Source organism: Chitinophaga barathri (assembly GCF_003807585.1).
Classification (GTDB): Bacteria; Bacteroidota; Bacteroidia; order Chitinophagales; family Chitinophagaceae; genus Chitinophaga; species Chitinophaga barathri.
On sequence record NZ_RMBX01000007.1, the window covers coordinates 1 to 19,637 of the forward strand.

17 protein-coding genes are annotated in these 19,637 nt (G+C 50.8%); 9 read left to right on the forward strand and 8 right to left on the reverse strand.

Annotated features, from left to right (window positions below; genetic code table 11):
- Positions 1-267 precede the first annotated feature (267 nt).
- Entirely contained in the window at positions 268-1,068 is an 801-nt protein-coding gene (locus EG028_RS13380; protein WP_120517344.1) for a S1/P1 nuclease, read from the reverse strand.
- 129 nt (positions 1,069-1,197) lie between these two features.
- Between EG028_RS13380 and uvrB the strand changes: the two genes are divergently transcribed.
- The 4 genes from uvrB to EG028_RS13400 all read left to right on the forward strand — a co-directional run bounded on the left by uvrB (position 1,198) and on the right by EG028_RS13400 (position 7,131).
- Positions 1,198-3,246 carry an excinuclease ABC subunit UvrB gene (uvrB, locus tag EG028_RS13385; protein WP_120517343.1) on the forward strand — a complete coding sequence of 683 codons (2,049 nt, stop codon included), beginning with the start codon at positions 1,198-1,200 and terminating at the stop codon, positions 3,244-3,246.
- A gap of 415 nt (positions 3,247-3,661) precedes the next feature.
- Complete coding sequence (locus EG028_RS13390; protein ID WP_120517342.1) at positions 3,662-5,047, forward strand: ammonium transporter; 1,386 nt, start codon at positions 3,662-3,664, stop codon at positions 5,045-5,047.
- Positions 5,048-5,250: 203 nt separating this feature from the next.
- The gene (locus EG028_RS13395) at positions 5,251-6,303 is read left to right on the forward strand and encodes a porin (RefSeq protein WP_120517341.1); all 1,053 of its coding nucleotides are present in this window, start codon (positions 5,251-5,253) and stop codon (positions 6,301-6,303) included.
- Positions 6,304-6,486: 183 nt separating this feature from the next.
- The gene (locus tag EG028_RS13400; protein ID WP_241559140.1) at positions 6,487-7,131 is read left to right on the forward strand and encodes a DUF2461 domain-containing protein; all 645 of its coding nucleotides are present in this window, start codon (positions 6,487-6,489) and stop codon (positions 7,129-7,131) included.
- A gap of 115 nt (positions 7,132-7,246) precedes the next feature.
- Here EG028_RS13400 and EG028_RS13405 read toward each other — a convergent pair whose 3' ends face one another.
- Both EG028_RS13405 and EG028_RS13410 read right to left on the reverse strand, forming a co-directional pair.
- Positions 7,247-7,498: a hypothetical protein gene (locus EG028_RS13405; RefSeq protein WP_120517340.1), complete on the reverse strand. Its 252-nt coding sequence runs from the start codon at positions 7,496-7,498 to the stop codon at positions 7,247-7,249.
- A gap of 479 nt (positions 7,499-7,977) precedes the next feature.
- On the reverse strand, positions 7,978-8,967 hold the full coding sequence (locus EG028_RS13410) for an aspartate-semialdehyde dehydrogenase (RefSeq protein ID WP_120517339.1): 990 nt from the start codon (positions 8,965-8,967) through the stop codon (positions 7,978-7,980).
- A gap of 99 nt (positions 8,968-9,066) precedes the next feature.
- Here EG028_RS13410 and EG028_RS13415 point away from each other — a divergent pair, with 99 nt between their 5' ends.
- The 3 genes from EG028_RS13415 (at position 9,067) to EG028_RS13425 (ending at position 13,921) form a co-directional block, all read left to right on the forward strand.
- Positions 9,067-11,271: a lamin tail domain-containing protein gene (locus tag EG028_RS13415; RefSeq protein ID WP_123864660.1), complete on the forward strand. Its 2,205-nt coding sequence runs from the start codon at positions 9,067-9,069 to the stop codon at positions 11,269-11,271.
- A gap of 217 nt (positions 11,272-11,488) precedes the next feature.
- Positions 11,489-12,112, forward strand: coding sequence for a DUF5606 family protein (locus EG028_RS13420; RefSeq protein ID WP_120517337.1), 624 nt, complete (start codon positions 11,489-11,491; stop codon positions 12,110-12,112).
- A gap of 90 nt (positions 12,113-12,202) precedes the next feature.
- The gene (locus tag EG028_RS13425) at positions 12,203-13,921 is read left to right on the forward strand and encodes a M3 family oligoendopeptidase (protein ID WP_120517336.1); all 1,719 of its coding nucleotides are present in this window, start codon (positions 12,203-12,205) and stop codon (positions 13,919-13,921) included.
- Between the two features lie 87 nt (positions 13,922-14,008).
- Here the strand turns inward: EG028_RS13425 and EG028_RS13430 are convergent, their stop codons facing one another.
- Genes EG028_RS13430 through EG028_RS13450 form a run of 5 tightly spaced genes read right to left on the reverse strand, consistent with a single transcriptional unit; the run spans position 14,009 to position 17,728 of the window.
- On the reverse strand, positions 14,009-14,437 hold the full coding sequence (locus EG028_RS13430) for a Fur family transcriptional regulator (protein WP_120517335.1): 429 nt from the start codon (positions 14,435-14,437) through the stop codon (positions 14,009-14,011).
- Positions 14,438-14,448: 11 nt separating this feature from the next.
- Positions 14,449-15,075 carry an SCO family protein gene (locus EG028_RS13435; RefSeq protein ID WP_120517378.1) on the reverse strand — a complete coding sequence of 209 codons (627 nt, stop codon included), beginning with the start codon at positions 15,073-15,075 and terminating at the stop codon, positions 14,449-14,451.
- A 37-nt stretch (positions 15,076-15,112) separates the two neighbouring features.
- Complete coding sequence (locus EG028_RS13440) at positions 15,113-15,694, reverse strand: hypothetical protein (RefSeq protein WP_206614456.1); 582 nt, start codon at positions 15,692-15,694, stop codon at positions 15,113-15,115.
- On the reverse strand, positions 15,687-17,102 hold the full coding sequence (locus EG028_RS13445) for an ABC transporter permease (RefSeq protein ID WP_120517334.1): 1,416 nt from the start codon (positions 17,100-17,102) through the stop codon (positions 15,687-15,689). Before EG028_RS13445 ends, EG028_RS13440 begins: the two co-directional genes overlap by 8 nt.
- Positions 17,099-17,728: an ABC transporter ATP-binding protein gene (locus EG028_RS13450; protein WP_120517333.1), complete on the reverse strand. Its 630-nt coding sequence runs from the start codon at positions 17,726-17,728 to the stop codon at positions 17,099-17,101. Before EG028_RS13450 ends, EG028_RS13445 begins: the two co-directional genes overlap by 4 nt.
- Before the next feature lie 159 nt (positions 17,729-17,887).
- Between EG028_RS13450 and EG028_RS13455 the strand changes: the two genes are divergently transcribed.
- Both EG028_RS13455 and EG028_RS13460 read left to right on the forward strand, forming a co-directional pair.
- A complete protein-coding gene (locus tag EG028_RS13455) occupies positions 17,888-18,310 on the forward strand; it encodes a MerC domain-containing protein (RefSeq protein ID WP_120517332.1) in 423 nt (140 codons plus the stop codon).
- Between the two features lie 59 nt (positions 18,311-18,369).
- Positions 18,370-19,611: a GTP-binding protein gene (locus tag EG028_RS13460; RefSeq protein ID WP_241559139.1), complete on the forward strand. Its 1,242-nt coding sequence runs from the start codon at positions 18,370-18,372 to the stop codon at positions 19,609-19,611.
- Positions 19,612-19,637: the final 26 nt, after the last annotated feature.

Genomic DNA, 19,637 nt, shown 5'->3' on the forward strand with positions numbered 1-19,637 from the left:
CCACAAAAATGCACATCTTTTTCACAGTATCCGCACTCCCCCGGGCCCCCCTCCTTAAATGCTTATAGTAGTAATAGTAGTAGCAATCTTTTTCAAAGAACTATTTTGAACTAAAGGAGGAGCAGCGCGGGATTTTGTGCGGGAGCCGCGACGACGCAATCTCCATGTATTGGAGTACGTCCATTCTATACAGGAGATTGCTTCGTCGCCCTACCCACTTTAGCGCCGCTGCTTCTCGCAATGACGGCTATGTTAGCTTTCTTAAATCTATTTAAACGTATCGTTTAAGATCCGCGCCAGTCTCAGCCCGCCCTTCAGCAGCTGTGCATTCAGGTCTTCCACAAATACATAATTATAACTGTAGCTCAGTTTGGCACCCTCAGGCGAGCCGGCATATACTTTGTCGGACAGCACATGCGATTGCCACATCCAGTCGGGAATGCTGCCGCTTTGCATGGACTTTGCCGCGGAAGCGGTCACCACCCGGTTCAGGATATTGGAATATTCCGTGTAGCTGTACTGCTGGAAATCGATCAGGTATTCGTCCCAGACCTTGTGCAGGTTGGTAGGCCGGTCGAACCAGCTGAGCTGTATCTTGTTCCCGCCCATATCCTCATCGCGGCCCACGTGCAGCGGCTGGTGCATATCCCCGATCATATGTACGAGGAAAGCCAGCGCAAAACGTTTGCGTTCGGGCGTGGTGGAAGCGGTTTTCAGTTCTTTGATCATGGCCAGGGTCTGGCTGTAAAGGTTTTCGCCCTTTGCTTCGCCCAGCAGGCGGTCAAATTCCTGGCGGGAAATATGACCGGGAAAATCCAGGTAATGCCAGCTGGAAGTGTGTTTATACTTGTCCGTGGTATCCGATTTGATGAAATCGGGCCAGTTCGCGATCATGGCCAGGCTTTCGTTCCCGATGATCCTGCTGATGGCGAGTTTGGCTTTGGCGGTCAGGTAAAAGGATGCGATTTCTGCTGTAACTCTGTGTCCTGTGGGGCCCCAGGCGCTCGTCCGGAGACTGCCGGCCAGCATGAGGGCCGCCAGCACCAGGCTGAAAAAGTGCTTTTTCATGTAAATCGGTTTATCGGATTTTGTTCCCGAATTTCGGTTGGAAATATGAATTCAGCCCGAAAATTTTAACAAGTTCATTCCCCCATAAAATACGAAATTCGTTCTCCCGGATACAAAATCAGTAGAATTATGCCCTTTAAGCTCCAAGCTCCATATAAACCCGCCGGCGATCAGCCCACTGCCATCCATCAACTGACGGAAGGCATCCAGGATGGTGAACTGGCCCAGACCCTGCTGGGCGTTACCGGCTCGGGAAAGACCTTTACCGTAGCCAATGTGATCCAGAATACACAAAAGCCCACCCTCGTGCTGACGCACAATAAAACCCTCGTGGCGCAGCTCTACGGGGAGTTCCGGCAGTTTTTCCCGGACAATGCGGTGGAATATTTTGTGAGTTATTACGACTATTACCAGCCGGAAGCATATATGCCGGTGAGCGATACTTATATAGAAAAAGACCTGGCCATCAACGAAGAGCTGGACAAACTCCGCCTTCGCGCTACGTCCAACCTGCTTTCCGGCAGGCGGGACATTATCGTGGTGGCCAGCGTGTCCTGCATTTACGGTATGGGTAACCCGACCGACTTCGAAAACGGGATCATCCGTATCCACAAAGGCCTCACCATCGGCCGCAATACCCTGCTGCACGGACTGGTGAACGCCCTGTATTCCCGTACCACCGGCGATTTTAACCGCGGCAACTTCAGGGTGCAGGGCGATACGGTGGACATCAACCTTCCGTATGTCGATTATGGTTACCGCATCACCTTTTTTGGCGATGAGATCGAAGAGATCGAAAGTTTTGACGTGAGCAACGGCAAACGCATAGGTACGATGGACACGGCGGCCATCTTCCCGGCCAACCTGTACCTAGCCCCTAAAGACCTGATGGTGGCGATCCTGCACGAGATCCAGGATGAGCTGGCGGCGCAGGTGGAATATTTTAAGGCGGAAGGCAAACTCATCGAGGCGCAGCGTTTGTCCGAGCGCGTTAATTATGATGTGGAGATGATCCGCGAGCTGGGATATTGCAGCGGCATCGAGAACTACTCCCGTTTCCTGGACAGGCGCCGGCCCGGCACACGCCCCTTCTGCCTGCTGGACTATTTCCCGAAAGATTTCCTGCTGGTGATAGACGAAAGCCACGTGACCATCCCGCAGATCAGCGGCATGTATGGCGGCGACCGCTCGCGTAAGCTCACCCTGGTGGATTACGGTTTCCGCCTGCCCAGCGCCCTGGACAACCGGCCGCTGAACTTCCACGAGTTCGAGAACCTGCTGAACCAGACCATATTCGTAAGCGCCACCCCCGGCGATTACGAGCTGAAACAAACAGAAGGCGTGGTGGTGGAGCAGGTGGTAAGGCCCACCGGCCTGCTGGACCCGCCCATAGAAATAAGGCCCAGCAAAAACCAGGTAGATGACCTGCTGGACGAGATCGATAAACGGATACTCAAAGGCGACCGCGTGCTGGTAACGACCCTTACCAAACGCATGGCCGAAGAAATGGATAAATACCTGCACCGTATTAATATAAAGAGCCGGTACATTCACTCCGAGGTGGATACGCTGGAAAGGGTGGAGATCCTCCGGGACCTGCGCCTGGGTAATATAGATGTACTGGTGGGGGTAAACCTGCTGAGGGAAGGGCTTGACCTCCCGGAAGTATCGCTGGTAGCTATCCTGGACGCGGACAAAGAGGGTTTCCTGCGCGACGAGCGCTCCCTGACGCAGACGGCGGGCCGTGCGGCGAGGAACGTGGACGGGCTGGTGATCTTTTACGCGGACAAGATCACGGACAGTATGCAGCGTACGATAGATGAAACAGACCGCAGACGGGAGAAGCAGCGTAAACACAACGCAGAAAACGGTATCACGCCAAAGACGGTACTGAAGTCCAAGGAACAGATCATGGGCCAGACGTCCGTACTGTCCATCCGGCACTTCGACGAGAGCAGTCCTTACGCTGTACATGATGAAATGGCCGTGGTGGCGGATGAAGGGATAGCATTTAACCAAAATACGATCCAGAGCATTCCCCAGATGGAGAAATCGATCACGAAAGTGCGGAAGGAGATGGAAAAGGCCGCTAAGGACCTGGATTTTATGGAAGCGGCGCGGTTAAGGGACCAGATGTTTGCCATGCAGCAGGAATTGGAGAATATGAAGCGGAAATAGTTGCTAAAACAACAAACATCGGATAGAAATATTTGTAATATGAATGAAGGGATAATACTGTTTCTGAGATAACAGTATTATCCCTTCTAATATTTAAAACCTTTACAGTCAAGCATTTCAAACGATTGCATAAATTTTACAGTAGCACATTGGTACCGGCGGATTAGATTTTTGTAATTCCCGGCTAATTGATAGTTTAACTTAATGATAAACAGGTAGTTATCCCTAATTTTAACCTTCTCTTAACCTTCTCATAATACCCGAAAACGTAATTTATATTATCATTATTTGAAATGTGATTGCTTTTAGCCCCCTGTATTCCATCATATTTTCAAAGTTTTCCAATTTTCGGCCCTTCTATTTGAGGTTTTAAATCCCCTGACTACTTTTATTACGAAATTTAAAATGAAACGCTATGAAGAAAATTTCATTTCAGGATTATCTGCCATTCATATTTTTAACTGCGCTTGCAGTAATTGGCATTTTTTTCCCAACTGTGCCTACTTTTTCTGATGCAAGCAAGTACAACGCTGCAGATGTTGCCTGGATTCTGGTGGCAACCACTTTGGTATTCTTAATGACACCTGGTTTGTCCTTCTTTTATGGAGGCATGGTGAACAGGAAGAATGTGATCTCTACCATGATGCAAAGCTTTATCGCAACCGGCCTCATCAGTATTATCTGGGTGGTGGTTGGCTTCAGCCTCGCATTTGGTGAATCCCAGGGCGGGTTGATCGGTAGCCCTTCCACCTACTTCTTCTTTAATAACGTAGGTTCCGGACAGCCGTGGGGTACTATTCCCTTATTATTATTCGCGCTGTTCCAGCTGAAGTTCGCGGTGATCACCCCGGCCCTCGTAGTAGGTGCGGTGGCTGAGCGTATCCGCTTCACTTCTTATGTACTGTTCATGGTACTGTTCAGCCTCCTGGTGTATGCGCCTATCGCACACTGGACCTGGCATTCTGAGGGTATCCTCTTTAAGCTCGGCGTGCTCGACTTTGCCGGTGGTACCGTAGTACACATTTCCGCTGGTTGCGCTGCCCTCGCTGGCGCCCTGGTGCTGAAACGCCGTAAAGCGCATATTGCTAAACAAGAGCTGCAGCCCGCAAACATTCCGTTCGTACTGATCGGTACCGGTCTGCTCTGGTTTGGCTGGTTCGGTTTCAACGCCGGTTCTTCCCTGGCTGCAAACGGCCTCGCTGTTACCGCCTTCGCTGCTACCAACACTGCTACCGCTGCTGCCGGTCTCTCCTGGATCTTCTTTGATGTGATCCGCGGCCGCAAACCTTCAGTGCTCGGTTTCTGTATCGGTGCTGTAGTAGGCCTGGTGGCTATCACTCCCGCCGCCGGTTATGTAGGCGTACCGCAGAGCCTGTTCATCGGCTTCGTGGCAGCTATCATCTCCAACATCGTGGTACACTACAAAAACAAATCTTCCATCGACGATACGCTGGACGTATTCCCCTGCCATGGTGTAGGTGGTATGACCGGTATGCTCCTCACAGGTGTATTTGCTTCCACCGCCATCAACCCGGCTGCTGCTGACGGTTGGGCTTACGGAAACTTCAGCCTGTTCTATAAACAAGTGCTCGGTCTGCTGCTGGTAGTTACTTACAGCTTCACCGTATCCTGGCTGATCTTTAAACTGATCAACCTGATCCACCCGCTGCGTGTATCTGAAGAAGAAGAAGAACTCGGCCTGGACGTTACCCAGCACAACGAGATCTATCACCCGAACATGCTGAGCATAGACGGTAAAGGCAAGATCGCTGAAGAAGAAATAGGCGTTACGCACGGCTAGTCCTTAATATCCCTTACGCAATTTATCAACCACTATAGTTAGTTCTTGTTTGATCCGGATGAATTGTTTGTCACCACGGTAGCGTCAAAAGCGCCGTGGTGGCAAGCGATCCGGAACCGCTTTGCCCTGACCGAATCAGCACCTCAACGTAAAATCAGCAGCCAAAACCCTTTATCATTTTATTAACCAAATTTAAAATTCCCATGATGAGAAAAAGTTTATTCGCGCTCCTGGCTGTCTTCTTTGCTATGTCTGCACAGGCCCAGGACTCTCTAAGACTGCTGCCCCCGGGTTTTAAAATCTCCGGCTCCGCCGATGTTTATTATAAATATAACTTCAACGAGAGCACCGATGGCAAAACCAGCTTTACCAATACGCACAACTCCTTTGAACTGAACATGATCTCCCTCAAACTGGAGAGTTCTTTCAAAAATGTGGGCATGGTTGCAGATATCGGTTTCGGTAAAAGAGCGGAAGACTTCTCCTACAACGACGAAAAGACCCGCCTCGCTATCAAACAACTTTATATTTCCTATGCTCCGGCTTCCTGGCTGAAATTTACCATGGGCAGCTACTCCACGCACGTAGGTTACGAGCTCGTGGACGCCTATGCCAACAGGAACTACAGCATGTCATATATGTTTTCCTACGGACCCTTCTTCCACACCGGGGTAAAAGCAGATCTGACATTCGGGTCGCACAGCTTTATGGTAGGGGTGTTTAACCCGACGGACTTCAAGTCTGCTACCTGGGGTGGGATTAAATTCATCGGCGCCCAGTACGGATTTGCTCCGGCCAGCGTGCCCCTGAAGTTTTACCTGAACTACATCGGCGGCAGGGACACCTTCCAGACCCGCAACGACCAGCTGGATGCGGTGATCACCTACCAGGTGGCTCCCAAATTCGGCATCGGTTACAACGGTACTTACTCCATGTACAAAAACGGTGTAAGCTCCAACTGGTACGGTTCTGCTCTTTACCTGAACTACGACCCGGTTGAAAGCTTCGGACTGACGCTGCGCGGCGAGATATTCGGCGACAAGGACAACATTAAAGTTTACACAGATAAAACAGAGTATCCCGAAGGCGGTAACGTATTCGCCCTCACGCTTTCAGCCCAGTACAAGATCGGCGGCTTCACGCTGATCCCCGAAGTACGGTTTGACAGTGGGTCCAAAGACGTGTTCTTCGACAAGGATAATGTACCGAAAAGCTCTTCCGCCAATGTATTGCTGGCGGCGATCTACAAATTCTGATCTTAATCACAGGCTCATATAAGAAGGTTTAACCAAACCATTATGCACAAGGGCCGGTTATTTTAGCCGGCCCTTTATAAGGACTCCTGATTGCCGGGCGGAAAATTTCTGCTTGGCAAACAGGAGTTTTTGTATCTTATAGCCCCCAAAAGGGGGCTTTATTATATGCTACAACGTTCCACATTGAAATTTCTGAAGGACCTCCGGCAAAACAACAATAAGCCCTGGTTTGATGATAACAAGACCCATTATCAGCAGGCAAAGGAGGATTTCGAGAGCCTCACCCAGCAGTTGATAGATGGTTTGGCCAAGATGGACCCGGCAATGGAAGCGCTGAAGGTCAAGGATTGTGTATTCCGGATATACAAGGACGTCCGTTTCTCAAAGGACAAGATCCCGTATAAGACCAATATGGGCGCATCTTTTGCCAAAGGCGGCAAAAAGAGCCCGTATGCCGGTTTTTATTTCCAGGTGGAGCCGGGCGGGAACAGCTTTGTAGCAGGCGGCCTCTGGATGCCTGAAGCGCCCATGCTCAAAAAAATACGCCAGGAAATAGATTATAATTTTGAAGAATTCCAGGGGATCGTGGGCCAGAAGGATTTTATCCGTGTATTTGGCAAGGTGAACGGGGATTCATTAAAAACAGTGCCACAGGGGTATCATGAGGACAATCCGGCTATTGCTTATATCAAACTAAAAAGCCTGGTGGTGACCGCGGGCTTTACCGATGAAGAGACTATCCAACCTACACTCGTACGGGAAATACTGAAAAAATTTGCCGTGATGCAACCCTTTATCAACTTTCTTAATCACGCGCAGGAAGAATAAAATAATCCGCTTGCAATACTAGTTACCGGAGAAAAACTTTTCGTGAGTTCTTCCGGCAACTAGTGTCAACTCTTGTACATGAACAGGACAGGAACATGTGAAAGAAAACAGTAAATCAATTCTTGTGTATCAAAAACTCAAACGGACGTGATTTACGGTTCTTTAATAGATTTTCTTTGTCAACTCTGGTTTGTGCAAACTTCTGATTGTAAACATTGGCAACTTCGATGATCGGGATGATACCGTCTAGCGTATCCTTCTGATCTACGATGTTCATGATGCGGGAGACTTGCGAGGAAAAGTTAGTGCTCCACTCTTCGGTAAACTTGTGCATTAACAAAAGTTCACGGTTCGTGTTGGTTTTCATAGGATAAAGGGTGTTTAGTTTGATAGTTTAGTTTTCATGGAAAATTCAGATAAAGAATTTATTAGCATAGGATTGTAATATCAAAGTTGGTCTTTATCCTCCACATATCAATACTACTTCTGTGTAGTTTTTACATGCACTCTATTAACAAAAAATGAACGAAGAAATAATAGTTGGACAGGTGGCACCCTCTCAGTGCACTCAGACGACAGATTTTCGTATAACCCTCATCGTAATTTTTGACGGGGAAATGAAATTACATTAAAAATTTACAAATTCCAAATGTTCAATTGTATAATTCCTTGACAATAAAGGACGGATGATACCATTATGAAAATAATCGGATGGATTTAATTGATAATCGGTTGAAATTAGCTAGGGGTAAGTGATTGAACAGCAATCGTATAACAAAAACAAGAAAAAAGGCTGAAGAACGGTACAACATTCTTCAGCCTTTTAAAATATATTTTCCAAACGGTTTATAACCAGTTCTTTTTGCTCAGGTATTCCGCAATTTGTACAGCATTGGTAGCTGCGCCTTTACGTAAATTGTCCGCAACGATCCAAAGATTTAACGTGTTAGCCTGTGATTCATCCCTGCGGATGCGGCCTACGAATACATCGTCTTTATCATGCGCATCTTTCGGCATCGGGTATATGCCATTTGCCGGATCGTCCGTCACTACCAGGCCCGGCGCCGCTGCGAGCAGGCTGCGTACTTCAGCCAGGTCGAAGTCCTTAGCGAACTGAATATTAACGCTTTCGCTATGACCGCCCATTACGGGGATACGTACAGTCGTAGCCGTTACTTTTACATTCTCATCGCCCATGATCTTCACGGTTTCTTTTACCATCTTCATTTCTTCCTTCGTGTATCCGTTGTCAAGAAATACATCTATCTGCGGGATCACATTCAGGTCGATCTGGTGCGCATATGCTTTCGGACCATCAACACCTTTACGCTCATTCATCAGCTGGTCAACGGCTTTTACACCGGTACCTGTAACGGATTGATAGGTGGAAACCACAACGCGCTGAATGCCATACTTCTTATGAAGAGGCTCCAGTACCAGCACCATTTGAATGGTAGAACAGTTAGGATTCGCAATGATCTTGTCTTCAGGCGTTAACGCATGTGCGTTCACTTCGGGCACCACTAATTTTTTCGTGGGATCCATACGCCAGGCGGAAGAGTTGTCGATCACGGTGATACCCGCCGCGGCGAATTTAGGCGCCCACTCCAGGGAAGTGCTGCCGCCGGCGGAAAAGATGGCTACGTTCGGTTTCATGGAAATAGCCGTATCTGCGTTCACTACCTTGTACGGCTTACCCTTAAATACCACTTCCTTACCAACAGATTTTTCGGAAGCTACGGGTATCAGTTCCGTTACAGGGAAATCTCTTTCCGCGAGTACTTGCAACATTTTAGAGCCTACCAGTCCGGTAGCTCCTACTACGGCTACTTTCATTGTAATATTTAATTGTTAAAAGAAGGACCCAAAATTAATACAGAAAAAGAAGAAATTATTATATTCGGTGAGTTTGTTAACCTATTAAATAGTTCTATCATGCAACCCATTGTTTGCGGCCTGTTCACGGCCCTGTTGCCCTTTGCTGCGTCAGCGCAGGTTTCAGAATCATTTACAGACGGAAATTTCAGTCACGATCCCGCATGGCAGGGAATGGACACGTCGTTCCAGGTGAAGGACGGAAAGCTGCAAAGCCGGCATTCCAGGCCCAACAGCTCCTTTTATCTCTCCACGGCCTCCACCGCCGCGCTCGACGCGCAGTGGGAATTCTGGGCGCACCTGGACTTATCCACATCCAGCCAGAATTATGCGGACGTATACCTCACCGCGGAAACGCCGCAGCTGGATGCCGGTTATTTTGTCCGTATCGGATATAACACGGATGATGTAAGCCTGTATTATAAAGACAATAAAGGCGCTACCACCCGCCTCATTGACGGCCGCGACGGCATAACGGCCGGCGCACTGCGGATACGCGTCACCCGTACGGGGGAAGGCGAATGGACGTTGTATACAAATGCAACGGAAGAAGGCAAGGTTAGGGATACTACCTACATGTTATCCGCCTGGTTTGGCGTGATGATCAGGCAGTCCACCGCTTCCTTTTTTGGTAAACATTATTTTGACGACATAATTATTAAGCCGCTGGATACCATGCCGCCATACGTTCCCCGGCGATACGATGTATTGATACACGAGATCATGGCGGACCCGTCTCCATCGGCCGGATTACCCGAAGCGGAATTTATAGAATTGCGGAATGTGAGCGGTAAAGAAATAGATCTTGGAGGCTGGTTGTTAAAAGGTCGTAGCATTCAAGCTGTGCTTCCTGCATACAAGTTGTTAGCAGACAGCATAGTGGTGATCACTTCTTCATCCAATACTTCAATGTTTCATCCGGCGATCAGCGGCGGCAGTTCGTTGGCCGTTTCGAATGAAGGGGAACTGATCGCGTTGTATGATAATAAAGGAGCGGTGATACATGCGGTGGATTTCCGTGCGGACTGGTATGGTGGTGGTATAAAAGGGCAGGGCGGCTGGAGCCTGGAAATGAAAGACGTGAAATGGCCCTGCGCAGGTGCTGAGAACTTTGCGGCGGGCGGCACACCGGGTAGGAAAAATGCCGTGGAAGAAAATACCACTGCTCCAGGGCTGCCGCAATTGTCACGTGTCTCTGTCATAGACAGTCAGCACATCCGTCTTCACTACACCGCCCCGCTGGACAGTGCCGCTGCCTCAGACATCGGTTTGGCGGAAGCGCCGTTGTTTCATACCATCACGATAAACTTACCAGCGCCGATGACCGCCGGAACAATTTATCATCTCGATATACAGGGCTTAAAGGACTGCAATGGCCGGGCACTGCCTCCAACCACTACACCATATGCCCTTCCGCAGCCAATAGCCGCGAACGACCTGGTACTGAGCGAACTGCTTTTTGATCCGCCGCAAGGTGCGCAGGACTTCATAGAACTATATAACCGCAGCGCCAAAGCCGTCGATCTCAGCGGCCTCTACCTGGCCCAGCGTGATGAGCTTGGCGCCATGAAGCCCGCCCTGCCATTGCTTCAAAAGCCATACCTGCTGCTTCCCGGCGAATACATCGCCTTCACAGAGGATATATCCGCGATCTGCCGCCATTACTCCTGTCTCGGCCGCATGGAACCCATCCCTGCGCTGCCTACTATGCCCCAGGACGAAGGGACCATCGTGCTGCTGAAGGCGGACGGGCAGGTAATTGACGAATTCAGCTACAAAAAAGCCCTGCACGCCGGTATTCTCCACGATACCAAAGGCATATCCCTCGAAAGGCTTTCGATGGAAAAACCGGCGCAGGAGCCCGGGAACTGGCATTCCGCGGCTTCCACGGCAGGTTATGCCACACCCGGCTACCAAAACTCCCGCAAAACCCCGGACATGCCGGGTGAGGCGTGGTTTACGGTTCAGCCGGAAGTCTTCAGCCCGGACAATGACGGCCACGACGACCTGGCTTTTGTGCGCTGGAACTTCCCGGCCCCTGATTTCACCGTGAACATGACCGTGTATGACGCGCAGGGTCGTATTGTCCGGCAGCTGGCGAAGAATCTCCTGGCGGGGAATACCGGAAGTATCAGCTGGGATGGCCGCAAGGAAGACGGAGTGGTGGCTGCGCCGGGTATCTATATCTTTTTCTCCAGGATCTTTGATGGCAAAGGGAACGTAAGGCAATGGAAACATACGGTGGTGTTGAAGCGGGGCAACTGAGAATCCGGTAAATATGGTCAAAAACAGGCCTTTTTCCTGTATCGGGCCTGTTTTGCCCTAACAACCGGAGCCTTCCGAAGATTAACATTTTTAACCTGGATCCGCTACCATGGCGGAACAGAAGGTCGTGCCCGCACCCCGGACGCGGGGAGTGAAAATTTGTCAGCGTTATATCTATTGCTAATTTTTTATATTTGCCGTTCTTAAAAATGAATTCATGCAGTACAGAGAAATTGTTGCAGTAACCGGTTTAGGCGGTTTATTCCAATTGCTGGCCAGCAAACAGGATGGCGCTATTGTAAGATCGCTGGAAGATCAAAGCACCCGCTTTGTGTCTTCCCGGGTACATAATTTTACCCCATTGGAAAGCATTGAAGTATTTACAACGGGCGATAACGTGAACCTGACAGCGGTTTTCAAAGCAATGCAGGAAAAAGAAGCGCAATTCGCACCGGCTGACGGTAAAGCGGATAACAACGCTATCAAAGCTTACTTTAAGAACGTATTCCCCGAATTTGACGAGGACCGCGTATACGTGAGCGATATGAAAAAAATGGTGAAATGGTTTGCCATCCTCAAAAAGAACGACCTGTTGAAATTTGAGGAAGAAGCCGAAGAAACCGTAGAGGAAGAAGCTGCCCCCGCGCCCGCAGAGGAAGCTAAACCCAAAGCCAAGGCAAAAGCGAAGAAAGAAGAAGCTGCCGGCGAAGAAGCGCCTGCAGAAGAGAAACCGGCTCCGAAAAAGAAAGCCGCTGCCAAAAAAGCTGCCGCCGATGCTGAGCCCGCAGAAGGAGAAGAGAAGAAACCAAAGGCCACCCGTAAGAAGAAAACAGAAGAATAGTATCGAACTGCCAATAAAAAAGGTTCCAAACCCCATACCGGGTTTGGAATTTTTTTTTCAGTTATTTTTACTGACATTAATTTTTACACCATGCAAAATGCTCATATAACAGCGCCGCCAAGGCAATTTTTACCGAAAGACTTTACCGTAACCACCTGGGATGCCCTTCAGCCTTATTTTGAAACGTTGCAGAACAGGGAGATCAATAGCAAGGCAGACCTGGAACAATGGCTGGCCGACCTCAGCGAACTGGAAGCCGTGATCAGTGAAGACGCCTGCTGGCGCCAGATCCGCATGACCCGCGACACGGCGGACAAATCCTTTGAAGAAGCGTTCACCTACTTCTGCATGGAAATACAACCCAAACTCCAACCCTACGCCGATGCGCTGAACCGTAAACTGCTCGCCAGCCCGCACAAAGACCAGCTGGACGAACAACTGTATTTCACCTATCTCCGCAACGTCAAAAAACAGGTACAACTGTTCAACGAACAGAATATCCCCATCCAGGCGGAACTGAGCGTAATGGCCCAGCAGTTTGGCGTGATCTCCGGCGCCATGACCATCAACGTAAACGGCCAGGAGTATACTTTACAGCAGGCCGCCAAGTTCCTGGAAAACCCGGACCGCAACCTGCGTGAAGAAGTATTTACCAAAACCAATACCCGCCGCCTGCAGGACAAAGAGAAACTGGACGAACTGTATTCCACGCTGGTGGTCAAACGCCACCAGGTGGCCCTGAACGCAGGTTACGAAAATTACCGTGATTATAAATTCGTGGAGCTGGGAAGGTTTGAATACACTAAAGAGGACTGCTTCCAGTTCCATACCGCGATCAAAGAACACATCCTGCCGCTGGTGCGGCAATCGCTGGAGCGCCAGCGTATGAAACTCGGGCTGGACGAACTGAGGCCCTGGGATGGTGACGCGGAGCCGGCCGGCACCGTACCCCTTGAGCCTTTCAAAAGCGGCGAGGAAATGATCAGCAAATCCATCGAATGTTTTAACGAACTGCGCCCCTTCTTCGGGGAATGTCTCAGCGTGATGAAAGACATGGGCCGCCTGGACCTGGACAGCCGCAAAAACAAAGCGCCCGGAGGATACAACTGTCCGCTGGCAGAAACCGGTGTGCCTTTTATTTTCATGAATGCTGCCGGCCAGATGAAAGACCTTACCACGATGGTACACGAAGGCGGTCACGCTGTCCATTCTTTCCTGAGCCACCCGCTGAAACTCAGTGCTTTTAAGGAATACCCGATGGAGATCGCGGAAGTGGCCAGCATGAGCATGGAGCTTTTCACCATGGACCACTGGCATATTTTCTTCGACAAACCGGAAGAACTACGCCGCGCCAAACTACAACAACTGGAAAGGGCCATCACCATTTTCCCCTGGATCGCGACGATAGATAAATTCCAGCACTGGATCTACGAACATCCGCAGCATACAACAGAAGAACGTACGACCGCCTGGACGCGCATCCTGGATGAATTTTCTCCCGGCAATGTGAACTGGGAAGGGTTTGAACACTTCCGCGCCAGCAGCTGGCAGCGCCAGCTGCACCTGTTCGAAGTACCGTTTTATTACATCGAATACGGTATTGCACAGCTGGGCGCCATCGCCATGTGGAAACAATACAAGGAAAACCCCGAACAGGCGCTGGACAATTATGAAAAAGCCCTCAGCCTGGGCTACACCAAAGCCCTACGCGAACTTTACACCGCCGCGGGCATCCGCTTCGACTTCTCACCGGAGTACGTAAAAGAACTGGCGGGTTTTGTACAGGAGGAGATCAACAAGATCGTTTAAACAAGCCGTCTGAAAATAAAAAAGCGTTCCATACCGGAACGCTTTTTTTATATCATTTATCCCGCGGTTTTTATGCCGCATAAATTTTTAATGACAGGCCTTGCAAACCCCGCTCACCACCACTTCCACATTGCGCACGTCATATCCTTTCGGCAGTGACAGCACGGGAATATCCGTTTCTTCGAGGCACTGCGTACTGCCGCATTCCTCGCAGCGGAAATGCACATGGTGATCGTGATGCTCATGCTCCCGGCACTCGGACCGGCAGATGGCATACCGCACGGAAGTATCCGTGGTCGGGATCTTATGCACGATACCTTTATCGAGGAAGGTTTGAAGGGTGCGGTAAATGGTCACCCGGTCAAAAGACTTCCCGCTTAATTTCTCAAAATCCGCATGTTCAAGCGCGCCGTTACTTTTCAGGAATAGCTCTAGTATTTTAACCCGCGTTTCCGTAATGCTCAGCTTACTGGACTTCAATAACTCAGTAATGAGCTCTTTGTTCTTTGAAGGCATGTTAAAACTTTTTATTCATGTACAAGCCGGTCGATATCGCCGATCAGCTTGTCTACATCTTTAATCTTTGTTCCCTCATACAGTCCGCGTATCTGTCCGTCTCCGTCCACCAGCGCGAACCATTGAGTGTGTATAAAATCATCTTCACCGGTAAATGTACCATCATCCACGAGGTAACTTTCGCGGGCCAGTTTGTACAGCTGGCGTTTGTCCCCCGTCAGGAAATGCCAGTTCTTCGCATCCGCGCCATGTTTTTCGGCATAGGCTTTCAAAACAGGAATGGAATCATATTCCGGGTCCGAGGTATGGGAAAGGATCATAAAATTCGGGTTCGACTTATACGCCGCATACACCTTTTCCATATTCTTATTCATCACCGGGCAAATGTTTGTGCAGGTGGTGAAAAAATATTCCGCTACATAGATCTTTCCTTTCACATGCTCCTGCGTGACCGTATTGCCTTCCTGGTCGGTAAAGGAGAAACTCTGCACCTTATGGCCGGGGGTACCCAGCAACGGCAGTTTTTCCTTCCCGAAGAACTCGCCCGTACCTTCTTTGATCATCAGGCCGGAAAACACCATGAATCCCGCACTCAGCACTACAAAAAAGATGATATAGAAGATCGCTTTTTTTGACATATTCATTCAGCTTAAAATCTGACCTGTAAAGTTAAGACTATTTGCCGATCAGTACGGCATCGTCCAGGTTATAATATAATTCATAAATGTTTTTCTCATTGAGTCTTAGCCGGCCTTTGAATTTCACATAGTCATCTGTTTCAAATTCGGGTTTGCCGGATTTGAATTTCAGGTTCATAATGGTTTCGGGCCCGGCTCCGCCGCAAAAGAAACAGGAGCTGTTCGGGTTCGCGGAAAGCACGTACATGCCGCCTTTTACGTCCACCGGTATCACATACCCGCTGATCACGATGGTTTTCCCGTTCATGGCTTTGATGTTGCGGGAAAAGGAAGGGTAGAGCATGGGCATCTGCATCTTTTCATCCCACTTACGGTCGAAGATCACGTCCGAGAGTTGTTTCCAGGTAACGTTCACCGACGCAGTGTCCGCCCAGGTGCGGGTTTCGGGCACATCCACGGTAGACACGGGAAGGTTGCCGCCCGCCTGCTGTTTGAGCCTTAACACCTGGCCGAGGTAACCGGCCGTGATGCCGCCATGTTTGCAGTATTGGGAAACGTTCGAGCAGGATACCATCAGGAAGGCCATCAGGCCCACTAATACTCTTTCTATTTTAAGCATTGGCGAGTGTTTTAGAAATATTGAGCCTGAAAGCTCTTATAGCCGGGAAAAGCGCAGCCAGCAAACAGGCGGCGAAAATGGCGCCGGCGGTGTAAAAATCCGCGGCGGTGATTTTCCAGGCATTGGAAAAGTTCAGGTGATAATGTGTAAAGACCTCCTGCTGCAACAGGAACAAAGCGGCGCGGCTCAGCAAAAAACCGCCCAGTATACCTGCTAAAGCCAGCATGGCTGCTTCGGTGAGCACGAGGCCCAGCAGTTTCAGCCTGCTGCCGCCCATGCTGCGCATCAGTGCCAGTTCGTAACGGCGCTCATGCGTTCCCTGCACCAGCATCACAAAGATACTGCAGGCCGCCAGCCCCGCCAAAAGCCAGCCAAGGATGCGGAGTATCTCCGTACCCGCGCCCAGCAATGATTGCAGGCGGTTCACTTCTATGGCCGGCACCGCTGCCTGCATATTGGTGTTTTCGTTGATCATTCTCGGCAATTGCAACTGTGCCAGCGGGCTTCTGAATTTGATCAGCACAGCGGTGATCTGCTGCTCCGGCTTTGCCGGAGCGGATGCCATTGCCATAAAAGGCATGCCTGCGCCCGCTCCGCTGTTCGCCGGCTGGCCAGCCTGTTCGGCTGTTTTGTCCTGCGCCTGCGCACCGGCAGGTTCCGCAGCACCGGATGTTTCGTGATCATGGGTTTCATCCTCATGATCTTTATGATGTGAAGTTATTGCACCGGCTTCAGCTTTTTCATGATCGTGCTCATCCCCTTCGGCATGGTCATGCTCGTCCCGGTGGCTTTTCGCGGTTTCATGGATCGTCCACACGCTGCTGAGCGGGGTGAGGATCAGCTGGTCCAGCGAAAGACCGGTGGGCGGCAGGATGCCCGTTACCACGTAAAGATGTTCCTCGTGCACATGTCCTTTTTCTCCCAGGCCATGCGTTCCCGCAAACGTCTTCCCGATGCTGAGGCCCGCGCGTTTGGCCACGGTGGCGCCCACCACTACTTCCATAGACCGGGAAAATACCTTGCCTGAAGCGGGTTTTACCTGGTATTTTTCGAGGTAGGCAGGCGTGGTGCCAATGATGCGGTAACCATGATAGGAATCGCCGAGGGAAAGGGGAATGGCCGATTCCACGAGCGGGTGATGCATAAAGCGGCTGGCTTCCGCGAGGGAAATATTGCCGGTGGGCGCGTCCAGGTTGTAAACGCTGCTGAGGATGAGCTGCAAAGGGCTGCCTTTGGCGCCCAGCACCATGTCTATGCCGTCTATCTGTTTCTCCAGCTGCTCGCGCGACTGGCGGTTCAGCGAAATAAGCACCAGGAGCACGGCGGTGCTGCATGCCAGCAGCAGCCAGCAAAGCACGGCGTAGAGCGGTTTATGAAGAAGGTTTTTATATGAAATGCGAATGATCATGTCAGTTGGATATGGTCCCGGAAAAGTTGTTTCAGCCTGTTGTCGTGCGTAACGACGAGCAGTGCGGCGTTTTGCTGCTGCGCCTGTTCCCCCAGTAGCTGTGCAACGGCTTCGCAGTTATGATCGTCCAGGCTGGCCGTGGGCTCGTCCGCCAGCAACACCTGCGGATTTTGCAGCAATGCCCGGGCGATGGAGGCGCGCTGCTGTTCGCCCTGGCTGAGGTGCGCCGGTTTTTTATGCAGCAGGCCGGCAATACGCAGCTTTTCCGCCAGCTGGAGCAACCGTTCCTGCGAAACGGGCGCCTTTACCAGTGTGGAGGGCAGCAACAGATTTTCCTTTATGCTCAGCGAAGCGATAAAATGCGAAGCCTGGAATACCAGCCCGATGTTTTTCCCCCTGAAGTTATCCATGGCGGCGGGTTTCAACTGAGGCAGGGAAAGGCCGCCCACCCGCACGTCCCCGGAGGCAGGGCGGAGCAGGCCTGCCAGCAGGTGCAAAAGCGTGGTTTTCCCCGTGCCCGAAGCGCCGGTGATCAACAGGGCCTTGCCGCCTTCGCAGGCAAGGTCCGGGAATTGCAGCAAACGCCCGTTGGGATGGGCATATGCGAGGTCTTTGGTGTATATCATATCCTTCTCGGTTCGTGAAAAGCAACTACGTTGCATTCCCTCTTTTAAAGACGGCTAAGATAGCCTTCCCCATTGATAAAATTTCCAGAAAATAAAATAAATTGCAACTGTGTTGCAAAAGTATACTAGATTTGTTGCCTCACAAAATATATTCTGACCATGCGGATGAACCTTTTTACAAAATGGAACCTGGATGCGCTGGGGATCAGTGCGTCCCTGGCCTGCGCGGTGCACTGCGCGCTGCTGCCGTTGCTGATCACAGCTTTGCCTTTGCTGGGGCTGGAAATACTGGAGAACGACCGGCTGGAATACGGTCTGCTGGCAGTGTCTTTTGTGGTGGGGTATACCGCCCTGTTCCGCGGCTACTCGCGCCATCACCGGCACATCTGGCCGTTGGTGTGGTTCACGCTGGGTTTTGCGGGGCTGCTGGTTGGGCACTTCCTGGCGCCGGAAGGTTTTGAGCCTGCGATCATTACCACCGGAGCTTTACTGATCATCGTGGCACATATGCTGAACTTAAGGGGGTGTAAAAGATGCCGCGTGAAACGGGAGGCTGATGCGGAAATGAAAGACGCCGCCTGAAACATCTTTTCTCCGCCGTTCATACACTTTGATACGCAACATTATTATTAAAAACCTGATTGCTCCTGACTATGCCCAATACGCTGCAACTTACCCCCGCCATGTTCCGCAAATTCCCGCCCAAATTGCCGGTAACCGTACTCAGCGGTTTCCTCGGCGCGGGGAAAACCACTCTTCTCCAACATGTACTGCACAACCGTGAAAATCTCCGTGTAGCCGTTATCGTAAACGATATGAGCGAAGTGAACATCGATGCGCAAATGGTAAGGAACACCGGCGTACTCCATCACACGGAGGAAAAACTCGTTGAAATGAGCAACGGCTGTATTTGCTGCACCCTCCGCGAAGACCTGCTGCACGAAGTGCAGCGCCTCGCCGAGGAACGCAGATTCGATTACCTGCTGATAGAATCCAGTGGCATCTCCGAACCTTTGCCCGTCGCACAAACCTTTACCTACAAAGACGAAAACCTCGGCATTGACCTTGGCGCATTTAGCACGCTGGATACGCTGGTGACCGTGGTGGACGCCTTCAACTTCCAGCGGCATTACAGCAGCCGCCAGTTGCTGCAGGACGAAGGGCTTACCGGCGACGGGGCGGATCAGCGAAGCATCGTGAACCTCCTCACGGACCAGGTGGAATTTGCCAACGTGATCATTCTCAACAAATGCGATCTCGTAAGCGCGGCGGAACGGAACACGCTCAAAACGATCCTCCGTAAACTGAATGCGGAAGCCCGCATCCTGGAGGCTGAGCAGGGGAATGTACCGCTGGGAGAGATCCTCCACACCAAAATGTTCGACTTCGAAAAAACGTCCCAAAGCGCCGGCTGGATAGCCGAACTGGAAAAAGAACACACCCCTGAAACGGAAGAATACGGCATCTCATCCTTTGTATACCGCAGCCGCGCGCCCTTTCACCCGGCCCGGTTCTGGCATTTCATTCAGCAGGAATGGCCCGCGCGGGTGCTCCGCTCCAAAGGCCTCTGCTGGATAGCCAGCCGGCCTGATGTGGCGATCAACTGGAGCCAGGCCGGCGCTTCGCTGATGGCGGACCGCGCCGGGGTATGGTGGTGCAGCATCCCCAAAGAAAAATGGGAGCTGGATCAAACCAGCGCCCGGCTGATCCGGGACAGGTGGCACCCGCTGTATGCAGACCGGTACAATGAATTGGTGATCATCGGCCAGGATATAGACCGGCAGGTAATTACAGCCGCACTCAACGCCTGTCTTTGTAATGATGCCGAAGTGAACGAATGGCTGGACGGAGCGGTCTTTGAAGATCCGTTCCCTATTCTATAATTTAGTCTGGCCTAAAAATAAATTTA

Bases quoted from the DNA above. Each gene is read 5' to 3' on its own strand.
- EG028_RS13440 (WP_206614456.1), bottom strand. From the start codon at position 15,694: ATGCTTAAAATAGAAAGAGTATTAGTGGGCCTGATGGCCTTCCTGATG.
- EG028_RS13420 (WP_120517337.1), top strand. From the start codon at position 11,489: ATGCAGTACAGAGAAATTGTTGCAGTAACCGGTTTAGGCGGTTTATTC.
- EG028_RS13405 (WP_120517340.1), bottom strand. From the start codon at position 7,498: ATGAAAACCAACACGAACCGTGAACTTTTGTTAATGCACAAGTTTACC.
- EG028_RS13435 (WP_120517378.1), bottom strand. From the start codon at position 15,075: ATGTCAAAAAAAGCGATCTTCTATATCATCTTTTTTGTAGTGCTGAGT.
- EG028_RS13395 (WP_120517341.1), top strand. From the start codon at position 5,251: ATGATGAGAAAAAGTTTATTCGCGCTCCTGGCTGTCTTCTTTGCTATG.
- EG028_RS13380 (WP_120517344.1), bottom strand. From the start codon at position 1,068: ATGAAAAAGCACTTTTTCAGCCTGGTGCTGGCGGCCCTCATGCTGGCC.
- EG028_RS13450 (WP_120517333.1), bottom strand. From the start codon at position 17,728: ATGATATACACCAAAGACCTCGCATATGCCCATCCCAACGGGCGTTTG.
- EG028_RS13415 (WP_123864660.1), top strand. From the start codon at position 9,067: ATGCAACCCATTGTTTGCGGCCTGTTCACGGCCCTGTTGCCCTTTGCT.
- uvrB (WP_120517343.1), top strand. From the start codon at position 1,198: ATGCCCTTTAAGCTCCAAGCTCCATATAAACCCGCCGGCGATCAGCCC.
- EG028_RS13455 (WP_120517332.1), top strand. From the start codon at position 17,888: ATGCGGATGAACCTTTTTACAAAATGGAACCTGGATGCGCTGGGGATC.
- EG028_RS13430 (WP_120517335.1), bottom strand. From the start codon at position 14,437: ATGCCTTCAAAGAACAAAGAGCTCATTACTGAGTTATTGAAGTCCAGT.
- EG028_RS13445 (WP_120517334.1), bottom strand. From the start codon at position 17,102: ATGATCATTCGCATTTCATATAAAAACCTTCTTCATAAACCGCTCTAC.
- EG028_RS13410 (WP_120517339.1), bottom strand. From the start codon at position 8,967: ATGAAAGTAGCCGTAGTAGGAGCTACCGGACTGGTAGGCTCTAAAATG.
- EG028_RS13390 (WP_120517342.1), top strand. From the start codon at position 3,662: ATGAAGAAAATTTCATTTCAGGATTATCTGCCATTCATATTTTTAACT.
- EG028_RS13425 (WP_120517336.1), top strand. From the start codon at position 12,203: ATGCAAAATGCTCATATAACAGCGCCGCCAAGGCAATTTTTACCGAAA.